19 protein-coding genes are annotated in these 21,640 nt (G+C 71.1%); 12 read left to right on the top strand and 7 right to left on the bottom strand.

The window, feature by feature from the left end; genetic code table 11:
* Positions 1-223 precede the first annotated feature (223 nt).
* The 6 genes from PZB75_RS10010 to PZB75_RS09985 all read left to right on the top strand — a co-directional run bounded on the left by PZB75_RS10010 (position 224) and on the right by PZB75_RS09985 (position 6,437).
* A complete protein-coding gene (locus tag PZB75_RS10010) occupies positions 224-1,750 on the top strand; it encodes an MFS transporter (RefSeq protein WP_275534949.1) in 1,527 nt (508 codons plus the stop codon).
* Positions 1,751-1,809: 59 nt separating this feature from the next.
* A complete protein-coding gene (locus PZB75_RS10005; protein WP_275534948.1) occupies positions 1,810-2,010 on the top strand; it encodes a ribbon-helix-helix protein, CopG family in 201 nt (66 codons plus the stop codon).
* Complete coding sequence (locus tag PZB75_RS10000; protein ID WP_275534947.1) at positions 2,007-2,396, top strand: type II toxin-antitoxin system death-on-curing family toxin; 390 nt, start codon at positions 2,007-2,009, stop codon at positions 2,394-2,396. The genes PZB75_RS10005 and PZB75_RS10000 overlap by 4 nt, the downstream gene beginning before the upstream one ends.
* Positions 2,397-2,527: 131 nt before the next feature.
* Positions 2,528-4,312 carry a DEAD/DEAH box helicase gene (locus tag PZB75_RS09995; RefSeq protein ID WP_275534946.1) on the top strand — a complete coding sequence of 595 codons (1,785 nt, stop codon included), beginning with the start codon at positions 2,528-2,530 and terminating at the stop codon, positions 4,310-4,312.
* Positions 4,313-4,855: 543 nt separating this feature from the next.
* Positions 4,856-5,509, top strand: coding sequence for a helix-turn-helix domain-containing protein (locus tag PZB75_RS09990; RefSeq protein ID WP_275534945.1), 654 nt, complete (start codon positions 4,856-4,858; stop codon positions 5,507-5,509).
* Positions 5,510-5,648: 139 nt separating this feature from the next.
* Positions 5,649-6,437 carry a S16 family serine protease gene (locus tag PZB75_RS09985; RefSeq protein WP_275534944.1) on the top strand — a complete coding sequence of 263 codons (789 nt, stop codon included), beginning with the start codon at positions 5,649-5,651 and terminating at the stop codon, positions 6,435-6,437.
* 179 nt (positions 6,438-6,616) lie between these two features.
* Here the strand turns inward: PZB75_RS09985 and PZB75_RS09980 are convergent, their stop codons facing one another.
* The 5 genes from PZB75_RS09980 to PZB75_RS09960 form a co-directional block, all read right to left on the bottom strand.
* Positions 6,617-7,573 (bottom strand): glycine betaine ABC transporter substrate-binding protein, encoded by a 957-nt coding sequence (locus PZB75_RS09980; protein WP_275534943.1) that lies wholly within the window; start codon positions 7,571-7,573, stop codon positions 6,617-6,619.
* A gap of 107 nt (positions 7,574-7,680) precedes the next feature.
* On the bottom strand, positions 7,681-8,571 hold the full coding sequence (locus PZB75_RS09975; RefSeq protein ID WP_275534942.1) for an ABC transporter permease: 891 nt from the start codon (positions 8,569-8,571) through the stop codon (positions 7,681-7,683).
* Positions 8,568-9,836: a betaine/proline/choline family ABC transporter ATP-binding protein gene (locus PZB75_RS09970; protein ID WP_275534941.1), complete on the bottom strand. Its 1,269-nt coding sequence runs from the start codon at positions 9,834-9,836 to the stop codon at positions 8,568-8,570. Before PZB75_RS09970 ends, PZB75_RS09975 begins: the two co-directional genes overlap by 4 nt.
* A complete protein-coding gene (locus PZB75_RS09965) occupies positions 9,829-10,476 on the bottom strand; it encodes an ABC transporter permease (protein WP_275534940.1) in 648 nt (215 codons plus the stop codon). The genes PZB75_RS09970 and PZB75_RS09965 overlap by 8 nt, the downstream gene beginning before the upstream one ends.
* Before the next feature lie 207 nt (positions 10,477-10,683).
* A complete protein-coding gene (locus PZB75_RS09960; protein WP_275534939.1) occupies positions 10,684-11,157 on the bottom strand; it encodes an Lrp/AsnC family transcriptional regulator in 474 nt (157 codons plus the stop codon).
* Between the two features lie 122 nt (positions 11,158-11,279).
* Between PZB75_RS09960 and hppD the strand changes: the two genes are divergently transcribed.
* Both hppD and PZB75_RS09950 read left to right on the top strand, forming a co-directional pair.
* Positions 11,280-12,425 carry a 4-hydroxyphenylpyruvate dioxygenase gene (gene hppD / locus PZB75_RS09955; protein ID WP_275534938.1) on the top strand — a complete coding sequence of 382 codons (1,146 nt, stop codon included), beginning with the start codon at positions 11,280-11,282 and terminating at the stop codon, positions 12,423-12,425.
* Between the two features lie 286 nt (positions 12,426-12,711).
* Positions 12,712-14,079: an FAD-linked oxidase C-terminal domain-containing protein gene (locus PZB75_RS09950; protein ID WP_275534937.1), complete on the top strand. Its 1,368-nt coding sequence runs from the start codon at positions 12,712-12,714 to the stop codon at positions 14,077-14,079.
* A gap of 112 nt (positions 14,080-14,191) precedes the next feature.
* Here the strand turns inward: PZB75_RS09950 and PZB75_RS09945 are convergent, their stop codons facing one another.
* Complete coding sequence (locus PZB75_RS09945; protein ID WP_275534936.1) at positions 14,192-14,668, bottom strand: SsgA family sporulation/cell division regulator; 477 nt, start codon at positions 14,666-14,668, stop codon at positions 14,192-14,194.
* Between the two features lie 212 nt (positions 14,669-14,880).
* Here PZB75_RS09945 and PZB75_RS09940 point away from each other — a divergent pair, with 212 nt between their 5' ends.
* A complete protein-coding gene (locus tag PZB75_RS09940; protein ID WP_275534935.1) occupies positions 14,881-16,947 on the top strand; it encodes an RDD family protein in 2,067 nt (688 codons plus the stop codon).
* A 173-nt stretch (positions 16,948-17,120) separates the two neighbouring features.
* Positions 17,121-17,795, top strand: a complete 675-nt coding sequence (locus PZB75_RS09935; RefSeq protein WP_275534934.1) for an RDD family protein — start codon at positions 17,121-17,123, stop codon at positions 17,793-17,795.
* A gap of 67 nt (positions 17,796-17,862) precedes the next feature.
* Here PZB75_RS09935 and PZB75_RS09930 read toward each other — a convergent pair whose 3' ends face one another.
* Positions 17,863-18,204, bottom strand: a complete 342-nt coding sequence (locus PZB75_RS09930; protein ID WP_275534933.1) for a hypothetical protein — start codon at positions 18,202-18,204, stop codon at positions 17,863-17,865.
* Positions 18,205-18,606: 402 nt separating this feature from the next.
* Here PZB75_RS09930 and PZB75_RS09925 point away from each other — a divergent pair, with 402 nt between their 5' ends.
* Together PZB75_RS09925 and PZB75_RS09920 are read left to right on the top strand one after the other, a co-directional pair.
* Entirely contained in the window at positions 18,607-21,006 is a 2,400-nt protein-coding gene (locus tag PZB75_RS09925) for an immune inhibitor A domain-containing protein (RefSeq protein ID WP_275534932.1), read from the top strand.
* Between the two features lie 325 nt (positions 21,007-21,331).
* Positions 21,332-21,586 (top strand): hypothetical protein, encoded by a 255-nt coding sequence (locus PZB75_RS09920; protein WP_275538654.1) that lies wholly within the window; start codon positions 21,332-21,334, stop codon positions 21,584-21,586.
* The last annotated feature ends 54 nt before the right edge of the window (positions 21,587-21,640 follow it).

Here is a 21,640-nt window from a genome sequence, read left to right as displayed (position 1 = left end):
GTTCTCTTCTCTCGGTGTCGCTCGGTTCTCCTACGTTGCTCCGTCGTGCTGTGTTCCCGACCGTACGGGCGGTTGTCCCCAGGGCGGAAGGGGTGTCCGAGGGCCGCAACGCGACTGCCACACCGCGTTCACATCGAGGGGGCGTCGGCCTACGACCAAGGGAGGAGTGAGGGCCCGTCCCAGGACAGGGTTCATACCGGTTCATGCCCCTTACTCTTGGCTCATGAGTGCCCTGGAACCCCCCGACGCCGCCGCGGCCGCCGATGTCGATCTGCCCCTCGCGGATCTCGCGGATCTCGCCGATCTCGTCGACATCAAGGACAGCGGGAACCCGGCCGGTCCGCCCCGGACCGGCGAGGGCGGCGTGCTCGGCAGGACCCACCGGGCGCTGAGCATCGGCATCGTCTCCGTGGTGTTCCTGATCGCCTTCGAGGCGACCGCGGTCGGCACCGCGATGCCGGTCGCCGCCCGGGAGCTGCACGGCATCCCGCTGTACGCGTTCGCGTTCTCCGCCTACTTCACCACCAGCCTGTTCGCCATGGTGCTGTCGGGGCAGTGGGCCGACCGGCGTGGCCCGCTGGTGCCGGTGGCGGTCGGCATCGGGGCGTTCGGGGCCGGGCTGCTGCTCTCCGGGACGGCGACCGGCATGTGGATATTCATCGCGGGCCGGGCCGTCCAGGGGCTCGGCGGCGGGCTGGTGATCGTGGCGTTGTACGTGGTGATCAGCCGCGCCTACCCGGAACACCTGCGCCCGTCGATCATGGCCGCGTTCGCCGCGAGCTGGGTGATCCCGTCCGTCGTCGGACCGCTCGCCTCCGGTTCCGTCACGCAGCACATCGGCTGGCGCTGGGTCTTCATCGGCATCCCGCTGCTGGTCGTCTTCCCCCTGGCCATCGCCCTCCCCGCGATCCGGCGCATTGCGTCGGGACCGGCGGACCCGGACGCGCCGGTGCGGCCGTACGACCGCCGGCGCATCCGGCTCGCCCTGGCGATCTCGGTCGGCGCCGGGCTGCTCCAGTACGCCGGGCAGGAGCTGAACTGGCTCGCGCTGGTCCCGGCCGCCGTCGGGGTCGCGCTGCTCGTCCCCGCCGTGCGCGGGCTGCTGCCCCCGGGCACCGGCCGGGCGGCGCGTGGGCTGCCCGCCGTGGTGCTGCTGCGCGGGGTCGCGGCCGGGTCGTTCATCGCGGCGGAGTCCTTCGTACCGCTGATGCTGGTGACCCAGCGCGGACTGTCCCCGACGATGGCCGGACTGTCGCTGGCCGCGGGCGGTGCGACCTGGGCGCTCGGCTCGTACGCGCAGTCCAGGCCGCGCGCCGAGCCGCACCGGGAGCGGCTGATGGTGATCGGGATGGTGATGGTGGCCGCCGCGATCGCCACGGCACCGACCGTGCTGATCGACGCGGTGCCGGTGTGGATCGTCGCGGTCGCCTGGGGCGTCGGATGCCTCGGCATGGGCGTGGTCATGGCGTCGACGAGCGTGCTGCTGCTCAAGCTGTCCGCCCCCTCGGAGGCGGGCGCCAACTCGGCCGCGCTCCAGATCTCCGACGGCCTCTCGAACGTCCTGCTGCTCGCGGCGGGCGGCGCGGCGTTCGCGGCGCTCGGGGGTGGCGCGGTGGGGGCGGTGCACACGGCGGGCGCCTCGGGCGCCTCCGGCTCCCACCCGGGGGCGTTCGCGGCGGTGTTCCTGCCGATGGCGGGGGTGGCGCTGGTGGGCGCGTGGGTGGCCACCCGGGTGCGGGCCAAGGGGTAGCGCGGGCGGTACCACTCCGGCGGTACCACTCTGGCCCCACTCGGTGGTGCCGTTCCGGTATGGCCATGAACCTGCGTCTTCGTGACGACCAGACCGAAGCACTCAAGCAGCGCGCCGAGCAGGAGGGCACGAGCATGCACGCCCTCCTCCTCCAGGCCGTCGACGACTACCTGGCCAGGACGGCCCAGCAGGCCATCGTCCGCAAGACCGCCAAGGAGCAGGCCGCCAAGTGGGGCGAGCTCATGGAGCGCCTGAAGTGACCTGCGTCCATCTGTCCTCCGAGGACATCCTCGTCATCGCCGAGCACGCCTGCCCGGACACGCAGATCGTCGTACGGGACATCGGCCTCCTCGAATCGGCGGCACACCGGCCGGCGGCGGCGATGCTCGGCGAGGAGGCGTATCCGGACCTGCTGGACAAGGCCGCCGCGCTGCTCCAGTCGCTGGCGATCAACCATCCGTTCTTCGACGGCAACAGGCGAACCGCCTGGCTGTCCTGCGTGACGTTCCTCGCGATGAACGGCGCCGATCCGCGCCCGGACATCGACGCCGCCGAGCGTCTGGTCATCGAGGTGGCCACCGGGGCGGCCGACGAGGTGAAGCTCATCGCGTGGGGGCTGCGCGAACTCCTCGCCGACGCGATGTGAGAGCGGTCGCACTTCCCTCGGGAGCCGCGCCGATCCGGGCGGCCCGGCTCCGGGCCCCCGGTAGGGTGGCCCGGTTGTCGTATCCCGTACGGACAGCGCACCACGCACCCGAGAGCCCCGAACCGGAGACCGTGACTACTACCGCCTCCCACCACCTCTCACCCGCCTTCCCCGGCCGGGCCCCCTGGGGCACCGCCGGAAAGCTGCGAGCCTGGCAGCAGGGCGCCATGGAGAGGTACGTCCAGGAGCAGCCGCGCGACTTCCTCGCGGTCGCGACGCCAGGCGCCGGAAAGACCACCTTCGCGCTGACCCTCGCCTCATGGCTGCTGCACCACCACGTCGTGCAGCAGGTGACCGTCGTCGCGCCGACCGAGCATCTGAAGAAGCAGTGGGCCGCAGCGGCGGCCCGGATAGGGATCAAGCTCGACCCCGACTACAGTGCGGGCCCCGTCAGCAAGGAGTACCACGGTGTCGCCGTGACGTACGCCGGTGTCGGGGTCCGGCCGATGCTGCACCGCAACCGCTGCGAGCAGCGCAAGACCCTCGTCATCCTCGACGAGATCCACCACGCCGGGGACTCCAAGTCCTGGGGCGAGGCGTGCCTGGAGGCGTTCGAACCGGCCACCCGCCGGCTCGCCCTCACCGGTACGCCGTTCCGCTCCGACACCAACCCCATCCCCTTCGTGACGTACGAGGAGGGCAACGACGGGATTCGGCGGTCCGCCGCCGACTACACCTACGGCTACGGCAACGCCCTCGGCGACGGCGTGGTCCGCCCGGTCATCTTCCTCTCGTACAGCGGCAACATGCGCTGGCGGACCAAGGCGGGCGACGAGATCGCCGCCCGGCTCGGGGAGCCGATGACCAAGGACGCCGTCTCGCAGGCGTGGCGGACCGCGCTCGACGCCAAGGGCGACTGGATGCCGAACGTGCTGCGCGCCGCCGACCGGCGGCTGTCCGAGGTCCGCAAGGGCATCCCGGACGCGGGCGGACTCGTCATCGCCAGCGACCAGGAGTCGGCCCGCGCGTACGCCAAGCTGATCCGCGAGATCACCGGCACCAAGGCGACCCTCGTCCTCTCCGACGAGGCGTCCTCCTCCCAGCGGATCGACGACTTCAGCGAGAGCCAGGACCGCTGGATGGTCGCGGTCCGGATGGTCTCCGAGGGGGTCGACGTGCCGCGCCTGGCGGTCGGTGTGTACGCCACCACGATCTCGACCCCGCTCTTCTTCGCGCAGGCGGTGGGCCGTTTCGTGCGGTCCAGGCGGCGCGGCGAGACGGCGTCGGTGTTCCTGCCGACCATTCCGTCGCTGCTCGACTTCGCCAACGAGATGGAGGTCGAGCGCGACCACGTCCTCGACAAGCCGAAGAAGGACGGCGAGGAGGACCCGTACGCCGAGTCCGAGAAGGAGCTGGCCGAGGCCGAGCGCGAACAGGACGAGGACACCGGCGAGCAGGACCAGCTGCCGTTCGAGGCGCTGGAGTCCGACGCGGTGTTCGACCGGGTGCTGTACGACGGGGCCGAGTTCGGGATGCAGGCCCATCCGGGCAGCGAGGAGGAGCAGGACTACCTCGGCATCCCCGGGCTCCTCGAACCCGACCAGGTGCAGCTGCTGCTCCAGAAGCGGCAGGCCCGGCAGATCGCGCACAGCCGGAGGAAGCCGGACGAGGAGGCGGATCTCGTCGAACTCCCCGCCGAGCGTCGGCCGGTGGTCTCGCACAAGGAGCTGCTGGGGCTGCGCAAACAGCTCAACACGATGGTGGGGGCGTACGTCCACCAGAGCGGCAAACCGCACGGCGTGATCCACACCGAGCTGCGGCGGGTGTGCGGCGGTCCGCCCAGCGCGGAGGCGACGGCGGGGCAGATCCGGGAGCGGATCAAGAAGGTCCAGGAGTGGGCCACCCGCATGACGTGACCCGGGGCCCGGCACGGCCGGGCTCCGGGGCTCCGGGGGAGGGCCGGTGGTTGGGGACGGACCACCGGCCCTCCCCTTTCGGCGGCGCGGGGCCCAGGCCAGGGCCGGGGGTGAGGCCGTTGCGCGTTCACCCCCGTACCTCGGTCACGGCCCCCGGGTCCGCCCGTGCCAGAAATTTATGTGCCGGGTCGTTCACGGTGGGTTAACGTCGGTTCACACTCGTACACGGAGCGTCGCGGAGACGTCGTCCGACCTGGACGCGCGTAGATGTCCACGATTTGATCGACGCCGCGCTGACCGGCGCTTTTGTGGGAGCTTCGGCAGAGGGGAACGGGAAACGCCCGGATTCTGGACGAGGTCTTCCGCTGAGCGGACCAGCTCGCTAATGTCCCCGAAACGTGAACGCTCCGTGGCAATGCCGCCGCGGGGCGCAGCCGGTGCCATGGCCAGCCGGCGGCCCTCTCTCCGTGCGTCGCCGCTGGGACCGGCGTTCGCGGTACCCCGTGAGAGAGCCCCGCCACTCACCAAAGAGGAGAGGGCGACGTGACCGCGGAGACCTCCCAGACGCTCGACCGGGGACTGCGTGTCCTCAAACTGCTCGCCGACACCGATCACGGCCTGACCGTCACCGAGTTGTCCAACAAACTCGGCGTCAATCGCACCGTGGTCTACCGTCTGCTCGCCACCCTGGAACAACACGCCCTGATCCGGCGCGACTTGGGCGGACGCGCCCGGGTCGGCCTGGGTGTGCTGCGACTGGGCCGCCAGGTGCATCCGCTCGTCCGGGAGGCCGCGCTGCCCGCGCTGCGCTCGCTGGCGGAGGACATCGGCGCCACGGCGCACCTCACCCTGGTCGACGGCGCCGACGCGCTCGCCGTCGCGGTGGTCGAACCGACCTGGACCGACTACCACGTGGCGTACCGGGCCGGGTTCCGCCATCCGCTCGACCGGGGCGCGGCGGGCCGGGCGATCCTGGCCGCCCGCCGGCAGAACGCGAACGGGAGCGCGAACGGGCCCGGCTACACCCTCACCCACGGCGAACTGGAGGCGGGTGCGAGCGGCGCCGCCGCCGCGCTGACGGGGGTTACCGGGGTGGAGGGCAGCGTCGGCGTGGTGATGCTCGCGGACTCCGTACCGGAACGGGTCGGGCCCCGTGTGGTGGACGCGGCCCGGGAGGTGGCGGACGCGCTGAGGTGAGGTGATACGCGGGGGAGGACCGGGGCCGGCCGCCGGGTGTGCCGGGTCAGGGGCACGGACCCGTATCCGTCCCCGTCGGCCCGCGGCCCTCGCCGCGCCCCCGCCGTCCCGGGTGCCACGGGGCCGATAGATTGGCCGGGTGTTCACTCGTCACTCGCGCCCCCGCGCTCTCGCCCTCTGCGCCCTGCCCGTGCTCGCGCTCTTCGGCGTGGCCGCCTTCGCGCCGCTGCCGTTCACCGTCGCGCAGCCGGGCACCACGGCGAACGTGCTCGGCGACGACCACGGACAGGCCGTGATCAGCATCGAGGGGGCCCCGACCCGGCGTACCCAGGGGCAGTTGCGGATGACCACCATCCTGGCCACCGGGCCGTCCGCGGACGTCGGCATCGTCGACGTGGTCGACGGGTGGTTCAGGGGCGACCGGGCGGTGATGCCCCGCGACTCCGTCTACCCCTCCGGCGGTTCCGACACGGAGATCGAGAAGCACAACCTCGACGACATGCGGAAGTCGCAGAACGTCGCCGTGGACGCGGCCATGAAGTACCTCGGCAAGGACCCCTCGTCGGTGCGGGTCACGCTGCACCTCGCCGATGTGGGTGGTCCCAGCGCCGGGCTGTTCTTCGCGCTGGGCATCATCGACAAGCTCGACGGCGACGGGGCCGGTGGTGACCTCACCGGGGGCCGTACGGTCGCGGGTACGGGCACGATCAGCGCGGACGGCAGCGTGGGAGCCGTCGGCGGGGTGTCGCTGAAGACCCAGGCCGCCCGGCGCGACGGCGCCACGGTCTTCCTGGTGCCCGAGGACGAGTGCGCGGCGGCCCGTGCCGAGCGCCCCAAGGGCCTCCGGCTGGTCCCGGTCACGACCCTGAAGGACGCGGTGTCCTCGCTCCGGGCGCTGGACCAGGGCGGCAAGGTCCCGAGCTGCTGACCCCGGGGCCGGGTCCGGGGTCGAGGCTGGGGCTGAGGTCGAGGCTGGGGCTGGGTCCGACGGCGTCCGCCGGCGTTCCCGCACACCGAGGGCCGAGTGCCGGGCACCGATCGCCAGGCACCAAGCCCCGAAAACCAAGCCCCGAACACCAAGCACCGAACACCGGCGATCAAGAAGGGCTATCCCTTCTTGATGAACCCCTCCTTCACCAGCCAGTCCTTCGCCACCTCGTGCGGGTCCTCGCCGTCCACGTCCACCTTCGCGTTCAGCACCTGCGCGACCTCCGTCGTCAGTTTCCTGGTGACCGGGTCCAGCAGCCCCGCGATCCGCGGATACTTCTCGAAGGTCTTCGTGTGCACCACGGGCGCCGCGTTGTAGTTGGGGAAGAAGTGCTTGTTGTCCTCCAGCACGTCGAGGTTCATCGCCTTGATGCGGCCGTCCGTGGTGAACACCTCACCCAGCAGGCATGAGTTGGACTTCGACACCTGGGTGTAGACGATCCCGGCGTCCATCTTCTTGACCTGCGAGGCGGGCAGCCGCATCCCGTACGCCCGGACCATGCCGGGCAGTCCGTCGTCGCGGGAGGCGAACTCGTTCTCCACGCAGACCGTCACCGCCGAGGGGTCCCTCCGCGACAGCTCGGCGACGTCCGAGAGCGTCCTGAGCCTGTACTTCGCGTTGTTCTTCCTGCTGATGGCCAGTGCGTAGGTGTTGTCGAGCGTGGACTGCGGCAGCCACGTCACCCCGTGCTTCCGGTCCTCGTCCCGGACCGCCTCCCACTGCTTCAGCGGGTTCGTGATCGGCTTCTGGTGGCCGAGGTACGTGATCCACGCGGTGCCCGTGTACTCGTACATCGCGTCCGCGTCGCCCTTGACGATCGCCTCGCGCGCGCTGATCGAGCCGGGCAGGTTCGTCCGGTCCAGGACCTCCGCCCCGGCCGCCTTGAAGACCAGGCCGATCATCTGGCCCAGGATGATGTTCTCGCTGAAGTTCTTCGAAGTGACCGTCAGCGAGGCGCCCTTGAGCGGTTCACCCGCGCCGACGGAGCCCGGCGACACGTCGTCCACCATCGGTGACCCGCTCTTCAGCCCGCACCCCGCGACCGCCACCGCCAGCAGCGCCAGCGCCCCCGCCAACGCCCCGCGCGCCCGGTGTCGTCCTCGTCCTCGTACGCGGCCCCGTCCCCGTACGCGTACCCGTGCCCCCGCACCGCCGTCCCGCGTCCGCCTCCCCCGTACCGCCGTCACCGCTCCTCCAGTCCGCGCGGTGTCAGCGACACCTCGACCAGTGACGCCAGCCAGTCCACCAGCAGCGCCAGCACCACCGTCAGCACGGACCCCAGCACCAGCACCGGCATCCGCTGGGTCTGGATGCCCGAGGTGATCAGGTCGCCGAGCCCGCCACCGCCCCCGAACGTCGCCAGGGTCGCCGTGCCGACATTGAGCACCAGCGCCGTCCGCACACCCGCCAGGATCAGCGGGACCGCCAGCGGCAGTTCGACCTTCGTGAGCGTCCCCATCCCCGACATGCCGATGCCGCGCGACGCCTCGACCAGCGTCGGATCGATCGCCCGGAGGCCCGCCACCGTGTTCGAGAGCACCGGCAGCACCGCGTAGATCACGATCCCGACGATCGCCGTGGACGGGCCGATGCCGAGCCAGATCACCAGCAGCGCCAGCAGACCGATCGCCGGGGCCGCCTGGCCGACGTTGGCGACGGCCGTGACCACCGGGGCGATCCTGACCAGCCCGCGCCGGGTGAGCGCGATCCCCAACGGGATCGCGATGACCAGCACCCAGAAGGTCGAGATCGCGGTGAGCTTGACGTGCTGCCACAGCCGCAGCCGCACATTGCCGTTGTCCAGCGAGTTCTTCGCGATCGAGTCGAGGTGGATGCCGGTGATCCACACATAGGTGAGGGCCAGCACGACCGCGAGCACCAGTGGCACCACCACCAGCTTGCGCCAGGTGATCCGGCGCGGCGGGCCGGCCGGTTCGGACGGTGGTTCGGCCTCCCGGTCGCGGAACGGCAGCCCCTTGACGTCGTGCTCACCGGGCTCCCGTACGCGTGCGGGGGACGGCCGGTCGTGGGAGGGGGGCCGGTCGCGCTCGGGGGAGTTCCGCTCGGAGTTCATGCGCCGTCCGCACCGCCCCCCGGTTCCGACTCGCCCTGCTCGGCGCGCAGTTCGTCCAGTTCGTGCTGGTGCTCGAAGGCGGCGAGCCGGTCGGCCTCCAGCAGTTCCTGGACGGAGTTCATCAGGGTGTGCATATCGACGACCCCGGTGAACTCGCCGCGTCTGCCGGTCACCGCGACCCGCCCGCCGCTGTCGATCAGCACCGCCTCCAGCGCGTCGTGCAGCGTCGCGTCCCGGGTGACCGTGTCGTGCACCAGCTGCCCGGCGCGCGCCAGCGAGCCTCGGGCCCGCAACAGATCACCGCGCCGCAGCCATTTGTACGGGCGGTTCCTGCGGTCCAGCATCAGCAGTTCGTTGTACGGGCCGCTGCGGAGCTTGTCGAAGATCGACTGGAGCGGGTCGTCGACCGTCACCGTCGGGAACTCGGCGATCCCCACGTCCCGCACCCGGGTCAGGTTCAGCCGCTTGAGGGCCGCCCCCGCGCCGACGAACCCGGAGACGAAGTCGTCCGCCGGGTTGGTGAGGATCGCCTCCGGGGTGTCGAACTGGGCGATGCGCGACCGCTCCCGCAGCACCGCGATCCGGTCGCCCAGCTTGATCGCCTCGTCGAAGTCGTGGGTGACGAAGACGATCGTCTTGTGCAGTTCGTGCTGGAGCCGGATCAGCTCGTCCTGGAGGTGGTCGCGGGTGATCGGGTCGACCGCGCCGAACGGCTCGTCCATCACCAGCACCGGGGGGTCGGCGGACAGCGCCCGCGCCACCCCGACGCGCTGCTGCTGGCCGCCGGAGAGCTGGCGCGGATACCTTCCGTGGAACTCCCGGGGGTCCAGCCCGACCAGGTCCAGCATCTCCTCGACCCGGTCCTTCACCCTCGACTTCGACCAGCCGACCATCCTCGGTACGAGCGCGATGTTCTCCGCGACCGTCATGTGCGGGAACAGCCCGGACGACTGGATGGCGTAACCGATCTTGCGGCGCAGCTTCACCGGGTCGATGTCCGTGACGTCCTCGTCGCCGATCCTGATCCGGCCGGAGGTCGGTTCGATCAGCCGGTTGATCATCTTGAGCAGGGTGGTCTTGCCGCCCCCGGAGGGGCCGACGAAGATGACCGTCTCGCCGGCCCTGATGTCCATCGAGACGTTCTCGACGGCCGGAGTCGGGCTGCCGGGGTAGACCTTGGTCAGGTTCTCCAGCTGGATGGGGGCCCCGGAGGTGGCGTCGGCCGGGGCGTCCTCGGCGGCCGGGCCCGCAGCTGTCTCAGACACGGATTCCCCTCGGGATGGTCAGCCGTCCGAGCACGATGTAGACCGCGTCGAACAGCAGGGCGAGGACGACGATGCCGAGCGTGCCCGCCAGCACCTGGTTGATCGCGTTGGCGCTGCCCAGGGAGGCGATGCCACGGAAGATCTCGTTGCCGAGGCCGGGACCCGACGCGTACGCGGCGATGGCGGCGATGCCCATCAGCATCTGCGTCGACACCCGGATGCCGGTGAGGATCGGCGGCCAGGCGAGCGGCAGCTCCACCCGGCACAGCCGGGCGGTGCGTGACATCCCGATGCCCTTCGCGGCGTCGACCAGCGCGGGGTCGACGCCGCGCAGGCCGACGACGGAGTTACGGACGATGGGCAGCAGCCCGTAGAGCGTCAGGGTGATCACGGTGGGCGCGACACCGAGCCCGACCAGCGGGATCAGGAGTCCGATCGCGGCGAGCGAGGGAACGGTGAGGACCGCCGCCGTGGAGGTGATGGCCAGGGAGCCGGCCCAGCCGCTGCGGTACGTGAACACGCCGATCGCGACCCCCAGCACGGTCGCGATCACCATGCACTGGAAGACGGCGCTGACGTGCTGGAGCGCGTCGGTGAGCAGCTGTTGGTGCCGGTTGGCCAGATAGTCCCAGAAGCTCACTCGCCGTCCCCTCGCGTGCCATGGACAAGCCGTCGGTCGAACGACCGGACCGGTGTCGGCCGGTCCGGTCGGGTGTCGGCCGGTCCGGTCCGCCGTCCGGCCGGTCCGGGTGTCCGCCCGGACGGGTGGTCCGGACGGACAGGTCAGGTGTCCGGCGATCCGGTCGGGCGCGGCCCGGATCGCCGGAACGGACCGCGCCCGACCGGATCAGTCGGTGTCCTCGGCGGCCTGTTCCACGAGCGGGATGACGCGCAGCGGAACAGGGTTCTCCATGACGATCGCCGTGGAGGCCCGGACAATGCCATCAAAACCGACAACCAGGTCGATCACCCGTTGAAGATCGGCGTTGGACCGGGCCACCAGCCGGCACAGCATGTCGCCGTGACCGGTGGTGGTGTGCAGCTCCAGCACCTCGGGTACGCCGTCCAAGTGCTCGCGCACATCGGCCCCTTGGCCTTGTTTGATCTCCAGCGTCGCGAACGCGGTGACGGGGTAGCCGAGCGCGGCGGGATCGACGGCGGGGCCGAATCCGCGGATGACTCCATTCGACTGAAGACGGTCGAGCCGTGCCTGCACGGTCCCGCGTGCCACGCCCAGGCGGCGCGATGCCTCCAGGACGCCGATCCTGGGTTCACGCGCCAGAAGCACGATGAGCCGGCCGTCCAGATGATCGATCGCCATGGGTCTCCTCCTGATGGTCATCCTGTACAGATCGCCTCATGAGTCTGGTGAAGCGCTGTACATGTTGTCCAGTGAATACGCAAACTATTGCGCACCTTGCGATACGGAGAGAGCCTGCGGATATGACTGAGACTGTGGATCACACCCCCGACACCGCACGGCAGGCCGACCCCTTCCCGGTCAAGGGAATGGACGCCGTCGTCTTCGCGGTGGGCAACGCCAAGCAGGCCGCGCACTACTACTCGACCGCCTTCGGCATGAAGCTGGTCGCCTACTCGGGCCCGGAGAACGGCAGCCGGGAGACGGCGAGTTACGTCCTGACGAACGGTTCCGCCCGCTTCGTCCTCACGTCCGTCATCAAGGCCGCCACCGACCACGGCCGCTTCCTCGCCGACCATGTCGCCGAGCACGGCGACGGCGTCGTCGACCTCGCCATCGAGGTGCCGGACGCGCGTGCCGCGTACGCCTACGCCGTCGAGCACGGTGCGACCGGCATCGCCGAGCCGTACGAGGTCGAGGACGAGAACGGCACGGTCGTGCTGGCCGCGATCGCCACGTACGGCAAGACCCGTCACACCCTGGTCGACCGCTCCCGCTACGACGGCCCCTACCTGCCGGGTTACACCGCCGCCGCCCCGCTCGTCGAGGGGCCGTCCAGGCGGACCTTCCAGGCGGTCGACCACTGTGTCGGCAACGTCGAGCTGGGCCGGATGAACGAGTGGGTCGCCTTCTACAACAAGGTCATGGGCTTCACGAACATGAAGGAGTTCGTGGGCGACGACATCGCCACCGAGTACTCCGCCCTGATGTCGAAGGTCGTGGCCGACGGCACCCTCAAGGTGAAGTTCCCGATCAACGAGCCCGCCGTCGCGAAGAAGAAGTCGCAGATCGACGAGTACCTGGAGTTCTACGGCAGCGCGGGCGTCCAGCACATCGCGCTCGCCACGAACGACATCGTCGCCTCGGTCCGGACGATGCGCGCGGCCGGTGTGCAGTTCCTGGACACCCCCGACTCGTACTACGACACCCTCGGCGAGTGGGCCGGCGAGACCCGGGTCCCGGTGGAGATCCTGCGCGAGGAGAAGATCCTCGTCGACCGCGACGAGGACGGCTATCTGCTCCAGATCTTCACCAAGCCGGTCCAGGACCGCCCGACGGTCTTCTTCGAGATGATCGAGCGGCACGGCTCGATGGGCTTCGGCAAGGGCAACTTCAAGGCCCTGTTCGAGGCGATCGAGCGGGAGCAGGAGCGGCGCGGCAACCTCTGACGGATGCGGCGGGCGGGCGCGGGTACGAGCGCGGGTGGCGGCGCGGGACCACCGCCGTCCGGTACGGCGACCACGGCGTCCGCCGCCGGTCGGCACGGGGCCGGGGCCGGCCATGGCTCCGAGCGCCGCCCCGCACCGCGTCGGGCGCGGCTCGCGGGACTCCTGGGGCTGCCGAGGCATGACATCCCTACCGATGACTCTGCGTCCGTCATAAGAACACACCGCACTGGGTGAAGGCTGCCGCTGACGGGTTCACACCCCTGGCCCCGGATGCCAGTCTTGGACCGTGGACGATCTCCTCGAACGACTGTGCGCGGGCCTGCCTGCCGATGCCCTGATCACCGACCCGGACATCACCGCCTCCTACGCGCACGACATGGCGAGCTTCTGCGAGGCGGGCGCCCCCGCCGTCGTGGTCCTGCCCCGCACGGTCGAGGAGGTCCAGCACGTCATGCGCACCGCGACCGCGCTGCGCGTCCCGGTCGTCCCCCAGGGCGCCCGCACCGGACTCTCGGGCGCGGCCAACGCCTCCGACGGCTGCGTCGTGCTGTCCCTGGTCAGGATGGACCGCATCCTGGAGATCAGCCCCGTCGACCGGATCGCCGTCGTCGAACCGGGCGTCGTCAACGCCGCGCTCTCCCGCGCGGCGAACGAGCACGGCCTCTGCTACCCGCCGGACCCCTCCAGCTGGGAGACGTGCACCATCGGCGGCAACATCGGCACCGCGTCCGGCGGCCTGTGCTGCGTGAAGTACGGAGTGACCGCCGAATACGTACTCGGACTGGACGTCGTCCTCGCCGACGGCCGGCTCCTCACCACCGGCCGCCGCACCGCGAAGGGCGTCGCCGGATACGACCTCACCCGGCTGTTCGTCGGCTCCGAGGGCAGCCTCGGCGTCATCGTCCGGGCCGTACTCGCCCTGAGGCCCCGACCGCCGCGCCAACTGGCGCTCGCCGCGGAGTTCCCCTCCGTGGCCGCCGCGTGCGACGCGGTCTGCCGGATCATGGAGCGCGGACACACTCCGTCACTCCTCGAACTGATGGACCGTACGAGCGTCCGGGCCGTCAACGCGACGATGTCCATGGGCCTGCCCGATTCCACCGAGGCACTGCTGCTCGCCGCCTTCGACACCCCCGACCCGGCGGCCGACCTGGCCGCCGTCGGCGCGCTCTGCACCGAGGCCGGGGCCACCGAAGTGGTCCCGGCCGAGGACACCGCCGAGTCCGAGCTGCTGCTCCGGGCCCGGCGGACGGCCCTCACCGCCCTGGAGACCATCAAGCCCGCCACCATGGTCGACGACGTCTGCGTGCCCCGCTCGAAGCTCGGCGCGATGCTCGAAGGGACGGCGGCCGTCGCCCGGAGGTACGACCTCACGATCGGCGTCTGCGCCCACGCCGGCGACGGCAACACCCACCCCGTCGTCTGCTTCGACCCCGCCGACGCCGACGAGACACGGCGGGCCCGGGACTCCTTCGACGAGATCATGGCGCTCGGCCTGGAGCTGGGCGGCACCATCACCGGCGAACACGGCGTCGGCGTACTGAAGAAGGACTGGCTCGCACGCGAACTCGGCGAGGTGGGCGTCGAGTTGCACCGGAGCATCAAGCGGGCCTTCGACCCGCTCGGGCTGCTCAACCCGGGCAAGGTCGTCTGACCCGTCTTCCGTCCCCCACCGGGCGGAGCCCGTCGGGGGACGCGCCGCAGCGCCTGCCGACGGATGCGTGCGGCGCGTGCGCGTGCGGCGCTGAGGAGGAGGACGGATGGCGTCACGCGTCGCCGTCCTCGGACTCCTCCGAGGGCCACGGGTCGCTCAGCCACGGATCGTCCGCCGGGAGCGGGGCGAGGAGTTGGGCGAGACCGTCGTCGATGCCGAGCAGTTCGCCCTCGGTGCCGGGCGGCACCACCCGCAGCGTCCGCTCCACCCACGCGGCCACCGCCGCCGACGGGGCCTCCAGCAGCGCCTCCCCCTCGGGGGAGGTCAGCGCGAAACAGAGGACGCCACGCTGTCCGACCTTGGTCGGCCAGACCCTCACGTCCCCGTGCCCGCACGGCCGGAACACGCCCTCCACCAGCAGTTCACGGGCGAAGGTCCACTCCACCGGACACTCCGAACCGATGTGGAAGGTGGCGTGCACGGCGTACGGATCGGCCGTGCGGTACGTCAGCCGGGCGGGGACCGGGATGCTGAGTTCCGGCGACAGCACGAGTCTCAGTTCGAGTTCACGTTCCACGACGGTGTGCATGAGTGCGCGTCCTTCCGTTGTCCGTGAGCCGGTCCCACGACCGGCCGCACAGAGGGAGAGAGCCCACGCCCTCACCTATTACGCGACTTACGGAAGAAATTTCTCGGCGGCCGAAAGACGGCCCGAAGGGGCGGACGGGCCCGGGGGTGGCCGGCCGTCTGATAGATGTGGACCCTTGAATTGAGGCCTCGAAGAGATACGGGACCACGGTGATGAGCGCCCCAACCCCGGCACCCGGTGACGAAAGCCCCCGCGAGGGGTACTACCCCGACCCGTCCATCCCCGGATACGTCCGCTACTGGAACGGCGCCGCGTGGGTGCCCGGCACGAGCCGGCCCGCCCCGCCCCAGCCTGACCCGCCGTCCACGACCGGGCCGGGCCCCTCCGCGCCCCGACCGCCCGGCCGGGCGGCGGAGATCGGCGACGAGGCACGCCGTGAACAGCGTCAGGGGCCGCCTCGGGAACCGCGCCGACCGCTCCACGATTCCCGTCCGGCACCGGGCCAGGCTCCGGGCCCGGTGGACGAGACGGGTCCGGTCTTCCTCGACGAGGAGCCGGTCACCGGAGCACGCCCGGAACCGGCGCCCTCCTGGCAGGCGGACACCTCCCGGCAGGCGGGCTTCGGCGCGGACCAGGACCGCCGCGTCTCCTGGGGCGGCAACGGGCCGTCCGGGCAAGGGGGTTCCGCCCCGGTCCCGGACGCGCGCACACCGTCCGGTGCGGCGCCTGTCGACCGGACACCGTCCGGTGCGGCGCACTCCGATCGCGCACCGGACGGCCGGGCGGCCGTGGACGGTGGTCCGGTCGGTCGAGCACCGGCCGACCGCGCGCCCGCGGACGGCTTTTCGGCTGACCGCGCGCCCGTCGTCCGCGCGCCCGCCGACACCGGACCGGCCGACCGCCGCGCGCCCTTCGTGCGCGCACCGGCCACCGGTGTGCCCGCCGATCCCCGTACCCCTGCTCCGGCCGCTCCGGGAACCCCTGTCACCCCCGCGACCCCCGCCATCCCGGCGGCTCCGCAAGGCCCCCAGGGACAGCAGAGCCCGCAAGGGCCTCAGGCCCTCCCGGGCGCGGTCCTCCCGGGCACGCACGGCCCGCAGGCGCTCCCGGGCCGGCCCGCCCCGCAGGCCCTGCCCTCCCCGCCCTCCCCGCAGGCCCTGCCGGGTCCGCAGGATGCGCACGGCCCGCGACGCGACGCGTTCCCCGGGATGCGGGACGGTAGCAACCGGGTGTCCGACGGCACGGTCACGCTGCGGGCCGACCGGCAGGGGCGTCCCGGGGGCGGCCAGGGCGCCGGCACGGGTCCCGCGCCCGCCGACGCCGCGATGCCGCCGATGCGGACCACGCCCGCCCAGGCCGGTCCGACCGTCTCGCAGCCGCCCGCCTCCATCGCGCCCACCACCCCGCAACTCCCCGCCTCCGCCGATTCCGCCGACTCCCGGCCCGCGCTCCGCCGGCCCCCGCAGCCGCGCGCCGGTACGGGCCCGGCCTCTGCCACGCCCTGGGCGCAGCAGGTCCACCAGCTCGCCCGACCCGACCAGGCCCAGCAGCAACCGCAGGCCCAGCAGTCACCGCAGGTCCAGCAGTCACCGCAGGTCCAGCAGCAACCGCAGGCCCAACAGTCACCGCAGGTCCAGCAGTCACCGCAGGTCCAGTCCCCGGCGCACCCGCGGCCGCATCCGGCTCCGCGGTCCGATCGGTCCGGCCGGTCCGATCAGCCCGTCGTCCCGTGGAAGCCCCCGGTCGAGGACCCGTTCCTCCAGGCCGCCCGTGCCCAGGCGTCGGCGCGTCCCGCCGGGCTCGGCAGGCGGTTCGCGGCCCGGGCCGTCGACGCGGTCGTGCTGGCAGCGCTCACCGGGGCGGCCGGATTCCCGCTCGCCACCCGGGCGATGGACCACGTCGACGAGAAGATCGAAGCGGCCCGGTTGTCCGGCGAGACGGTCACCGTCTGGCTGGTGGACTCGACCACGGCCGGGCTGTTCGGCGGAGTCGTCGCCGCGTTCCTGGTGTTCGGGGTCGTGCTGGAAGCCGTTCCGACCGCCAGGTGGGGGCGCACGCTCGGCAAGAAGCTCTGCGGTCTCGACGTACGGGACATCGAGTCCCACGAGTCGCCCGCCTTCGGGGCCGCGCTGCGCCGCTGGCTGTTCCAGGGCGTGCTGGGGGTGGCGGGGATCGGGGTGTTCGACGCGCTGTGGTGCCTCATCGACCGGCCGTGGCGCCAGTGCTGGCACGACAAGGTGGCGCACACCTTCGTCGCGGGCCGTGGCACGGGGGAGTGACGCCCCGTCGGGTGAGTGGCCGTCGGGTGACGGCGCGCCGAGAGCCTTCGGGGGGTGGCAGGGTGAGGGGGCGTCGGGTGTGCGGACGTCGGACGAGGGCAGTCGGACGCCGGCCGTCCCCCGAACGCACCTGAGCCCTTGCGGGGGCCGGTCGGCCGGGATGCACTGCCCCCATGAGCAACGATCAGCCGGCGTCCGGCCAGCCGCCCGAGGACGATGATCCGTTCCGCAAGAGGCCGCAGGAACCACCGTCGCCGCCGGCCGGGTCCCCGTTCGGCGGCGCGACGCCGCCACCCCCGCCTCCGCCACCGCCGTACGGCCCCGGTTCCTACGGCGGGGGCCCGTACGGGGGAGTGGACCCGCTGGCGGGGATGCCGCCGCTCGCCGAACCGGGCAGGCGGATCGTGGCGCGGCTGGTCGACTTCCTGATCATCTCGATCCCGCTGTATCTGATCTCGCTGATCTTCGGCGGCGCGATCGACATGTCGTCGGACAACAACGACAACAGCGTCTCCGGGGCCTTCAACCAGACGTACAACGGCCATCAGCTGATCTGGTCGCTGATCGGCCTCGCGATCTACGTCGCGTACGACACGTATCTCACCCACAAGGACGGGCGGACCATCGGCAAGCGGCTGATGAAGCTGCGGGTCGCGATGCTCAGCGACGGCAGGGTGCCGGAGACGCGGACGTCCTTCGTCCGGGCCGTGGTGCTGTGGCTGCCCGCGCTGTTGTGCTGTCCGTGTCTGTGGTGGCTCATCAACATCGTGCTGATGTTCACCGACAAGCCGTACCGGCAGGGTCTCCAGGACAAGGCCGCGAAGACGGTGGTGGTGCAGGCCCGCTGAACCGGGGCGCTCCGGTGGCCCGGTGGCGCCAGGTGACCTCGGCGGCGCGGGTGTCGGCGGTGGGCTCTCAGCGCCGCAGCGAGTGGTGCCCGATCCGGTCGGCCGGAGTCCGTGCGCCGGTCCGCACCTCGGCGCGTGCGCCGGGGGTCCGGCCCGGGGCGGCGTCGGCGGTGGCGGTGGTCGCCGCGGTGGTACGGGCCGTACGGGCCGTGGTGCCCGCCCGCGCCGTCCTCGCCCGGCCTGGCAGGGGCACGGTCATGGCCACGAGCAGTCCGAGGGCGAGGGCCGCCACGCAGATGACGGCCACCCCGGCACCTGAGGACGTGCGGGACAGCAGCAGCATCGCGAGGGTCGAGGCGACGACGGTGACCGAACCGTAGAAGAACTGTGCGGCAGTCGGACGCGGCATGGCGATTTCCGTCCTCGGGACGTCGGGTGGGTCGGTCTCTCACCGCGGTGTCTCGCCGCGGTCGTGCAACGCGGTCGTACTGTCAATCGACTCTACGACGGAGATGCCCGACCGGGACGGGTGGTAAGCGTGACCTAACCCTCCGTACCGGTGCACGGGGGGCGCACTGGGTCACGGAAAATTCCGAACCGTTGTTCGCGTGCGCCGGTTGTCCTGTATGCGGACACTTGAGGGCGTTCGCATACCGGAGACTCGCCCCCGCATAGTGCACTTGGTGTGTCCAAGTCAAGATCTGTCTTTTCTCTTCCAACTCCGATCAAATGTCGTCACTTGTGACGCGTAACCGCGCGCGGCCCCTCCACCCTCGGCCGCTGACGCGGGCGCCGGGGAGGACTGCATCAAGTGACCATCAAGAGACGGGCGCTTCGCGCCACGGCGGTTGTGGCGGTCATGGCCGCCACAGCTGCCACAGGGTCAGCTTTCGCCACCGCACAGGCGGATGGCAAGGCACCGGAAGCCGGAACCTCCATCGCCGACGCCCATGACCCGGGCTCGGCCAAGGGGGGCGCCCACAACCTGGACGGCCCCTACAGCAAGCAGCAGGACGCCCAGCGCCAGGCCGCCCTGGAGCAGGTCATATCCGGCGAGAAGCAGGTGACGACGCGCGGCGGCTCCAAGGTCGTCAAGCTCGCCGACAAGAAGTACGTCGAGCTGGGCCGCGAGAAGACCGACAAGATCTTCACCGTCCTGGTGGAGTTCGGTGACAAGGTCGACAACACCACCATGTACGACCCCGACGGCGACGGCCCGAAGCCGCCCGTCAAGAAGTACGGCGGCACGCCCGGCCCGCTGCACAACGGGATCGCCAAGCCCGACCCGAAGAAGGACAACAGCACCGCCTGGCAGAAGGACTACAACCAGAAGCACTTCCAGGACCTGTACTTCGGCCAGGGCAGCGGCAAGGACTCCCTGAAGACCTACTACGAGAAGACGTCCTCCGGACGCTACTCGGTCGACGGTGAGGTCTCCGACTGGGTCAAGGTCCCGTACAACGAGGCCCGCTACGGCTCCAACTACTGCGGATCGTCCAACTGCGCCAACGCGTGGGACATGGTCGCCGACGGAGTGAACGCCTGGGCCGCGGACCAGAAGGCCAAGGGCCGGACGGACGCGCAGATCAAGGCGGACCTGGCGCAGTACGACCAGTGGGACCGCAACGACTACGACAACGACGGCGACTTCAACGAGCCGGACGGCTACATCGACCACTTCCAGATCGTCCACGCGGGTGAGGACGAGTCCGCCGGCGGCGGCGTCGAGGGCACCAACGCGATCTGGGCGCACCGCTGGTACGCGTACGGCACCAACGCCGGGGCGACCGGTCCGGCCGACAACAAGGCCGGTGGTGTGCAGATCGGCGACACCGGCATCTGGGTCGGTGACTACACCGCGCAGCCCGAGAACGGCGGCCTGGGCGTCTTCGCCCACGAGTACGCCCACGACCTGGGTCTGCCCGACCTCTACGACACCACGAACACCGCCGAGAACTCGGTCGGTTTCTGGTCGCTGATGTCCGCGGGTTCCTGGCTCGGCACCGGCCAGGGCCAGATCGGTGACACGCCCGGCGACATGACCGCCTGGGACAAGCTCCAGCTCGGCTGGCTCAACTACGGCACGGCCAAGGCCGCGAAGACGTCCACGCACAAGCTGGGCGTCTCGGAGTACAACACCAAGGACAAGCAGGCGCTCGTCGTCGAGCTGCCCGAGAAGGCCGTCAGCACCGCTGTCACCAAGCCCGCCGAGGGCTCGAAGCAGTGGTGGAGCGGCGCGGGCGACAACCTCTCCAACACGCTGACCCGCTCGGTCGACCTGACCGGCAAGTCCACGGCCTCCCTGGACCTCGCCGGCTGGTGGGACATCGAGAAGGACTACGACTTCCTCTACACCGAGGTGTCGGAGAACGGCGGCACCAGCTGGACCACGCTCGACGGCACGGCCAACGGCAAGGCGCTCCCGCGCGACGCCAGTGACAAGCCGGCCCTGACGGACGTCTCCGGCGCCTACCAGAAGCTCTCCTTCCCGCTGAACGCCTACGCGGGCAAGAAGATCGACATCCGCTTCCGCTACGCCACCGACGGCGGCGCGGGCGGGGTGGGCTTCGCGGCCGACACCATCTCGGTCACCGCCGACGGCGCCACGCTGTTCTCGGACAACGCCGAGGGCGACGACAACGGCTGGACCGCCAAGGGCTTCACGCGGGTGGGCGAGTCCTTCACCAAGAACTACCCGCAGTACTACCTGGCCGAGAACCGTCAGTACGTCTCGTACGACCAGCAGCTCAAGACCGGTCCGTACAACTTCGGCTTCTCGACCACGCGGCCCAAGTGGGTCGAGCACTACCCGTACCAGAACGGTCTGCTCGTCTGGCTGTGGGACACCTCGCAGAAGGACAACAACGTCTCCGCCCACCCGGGCAAGGGCCTGATCCTTCCGGTCGACGCGCACGCCAAGCCGTTGAAGTGGAAGGACGGCACGGTCATCAGGAACAAGATCCAGCCGTTCGACGCTCCGTTCAGCTGGTGGCCGACCGACAGCTTCACGCTGCACAACGCCGATGTCGCGGTGAAGATCAAGTCGCAGCTCGGAGTCCCGTACTTCGACGACCACCGGGGTACCTACTGGTACGCCGAGAACCCGACCGGAAGCGTGAAGGTTCCTGACACCAACACCCGGATCAGCATCCTCAGCGAGCCGCTCAACGGCTCGTCGATGACCCTGCTGGTCACCCCCTCGCGCTGGTGATCAACTGACAGCGCAGGTCAGGCCATGATCGGCCGTCGCCCACTGGTGGGCGGCGGCCGATCGTGTTTAGGTGCGTCCTGTCCACATCTTATTGACACGATGTCTTACGGGAGCGCGGAGCATGGCTGGTGGAGGATTCTGCACACTGCCGAGCGGCAGCGTGGTGGTGGCACTCACCCTGCCCGGCCCGACCGGCACGGCGCCGGGCCGAGCGGCCCGGGGAACGGCCGACGGCGCGGTCCGGGCGACGGGGGAGGGCCGGACGGCCCGGCAGGGTCAGGCCGACTGGGAGGGCCGGTTCGGCTGGGAGGGCCGGGCCGGCGTCATGGCCACCGATGGCTCCGTACGCGTCCTGGTGCACGCGGTCAACCGGTCCCGCGCGCTGACCCGGCTGCGCAATCTGGGGCTGCGGTCCGTCTACCTCCGGGGCAACGCCGAACCGCCGACGCCGGACGAGATCACCGCCGTGCTGCACCATCCGGACGGCGTCCTCTGGCGGGCGAGACCCGGGTGCGCCCAGGAACTCTGGCACCCGATGCGCGCCCTGCCGGGCCCCGGACTGCCGGTGACCCGCCTCTGACGACTGGCCCCGGGTCCGCTCATGGCCCTGCCTATGAGCCCTGATTCCGGCCTT

The organism is Streptomyces sp. AM 4-1-1 (assembly GCF_029167625.1).
Lineage (GTDB): Bacteria > Actinomycetota > Actinomycetes > Streptomycetales > Streptomycetaceae > Streptomyces.
This window is presented reverse-complemented; position numbering and strand designations above follow the sequence as displayed.

Bases quoted from the DNA above. Each gene is read 5' to 3' on its own strand.
- PZB75_RS10010 (WP_275534949.1), top strand. From the start codon at position 224: ATGAGTGCCCTGGAACCCCCCGACGCCGCCGCGGCCGCCGATGTCGAT.
- PZB75_RS10005 (WP_275534948.1), top strand. From the start codon at position 1,810: ATGGCCATGAACCTGCGTCTTCGTGACGACCAGACCGAAGCACTCAAG.
- PZB75_RS09975 (WP_275534942.1), bottom strand. From the start codon at position 8,571: ATGAACTCCGAGCGGAACTCCCCCGAGCGCGACCGGCCCCCCTCCCAC.
- PZB75_RS09960 (WP_275534939.1), bottom strand. From the start codon at position 11,157: ATGGCGATCGATCATCTGGACGGCCGGCTCATCGTGCTTCTGGCGCGT.
- hppD (WP_275534938.1), top strand. From the start codon at position 11,280: ATGACTGAGACTGTGGATCACACCCCCGACACCGCACGGCAGGCCGAC.
- PZB75_RS09945 (WP_275534936.1), bottom strand. From the start codon at position 14,668: ATGCACACCGTCGTGGAACGTGAACTCGAACTGAGACTCGTGCTGTCG.
- PZB75_RS09940 (WP_275534935.1), top strand. From the start codon at position 14,881: ATGAGCGCCCCAACCCCGGCACCCGGTGACGAAAGCCCCCGCGAGGGG.
- PZB75_RS09935 (WP_275534934.1), top strand. From the start codon at position 17,121: ATGAGCAACGATCAGCCGGCGTCCGGCCAGCCGCCCGAGGACGATGAT.
- PZB75_RS09930 (WP_275534933.1), bottom strand. From the start codon at position 18,204: ATGCCGCGTCCGACTGCCGCACAGTTCTTCTACGGTTCGGTCACCGTC.
- PZB75_RS09920 (WP_275538654.1), top strand. From the start codon at position 21,332: ATGGCCACCGATGGCTCCGTACGCGTCCTGGTGCACGCGGTCAACCGG.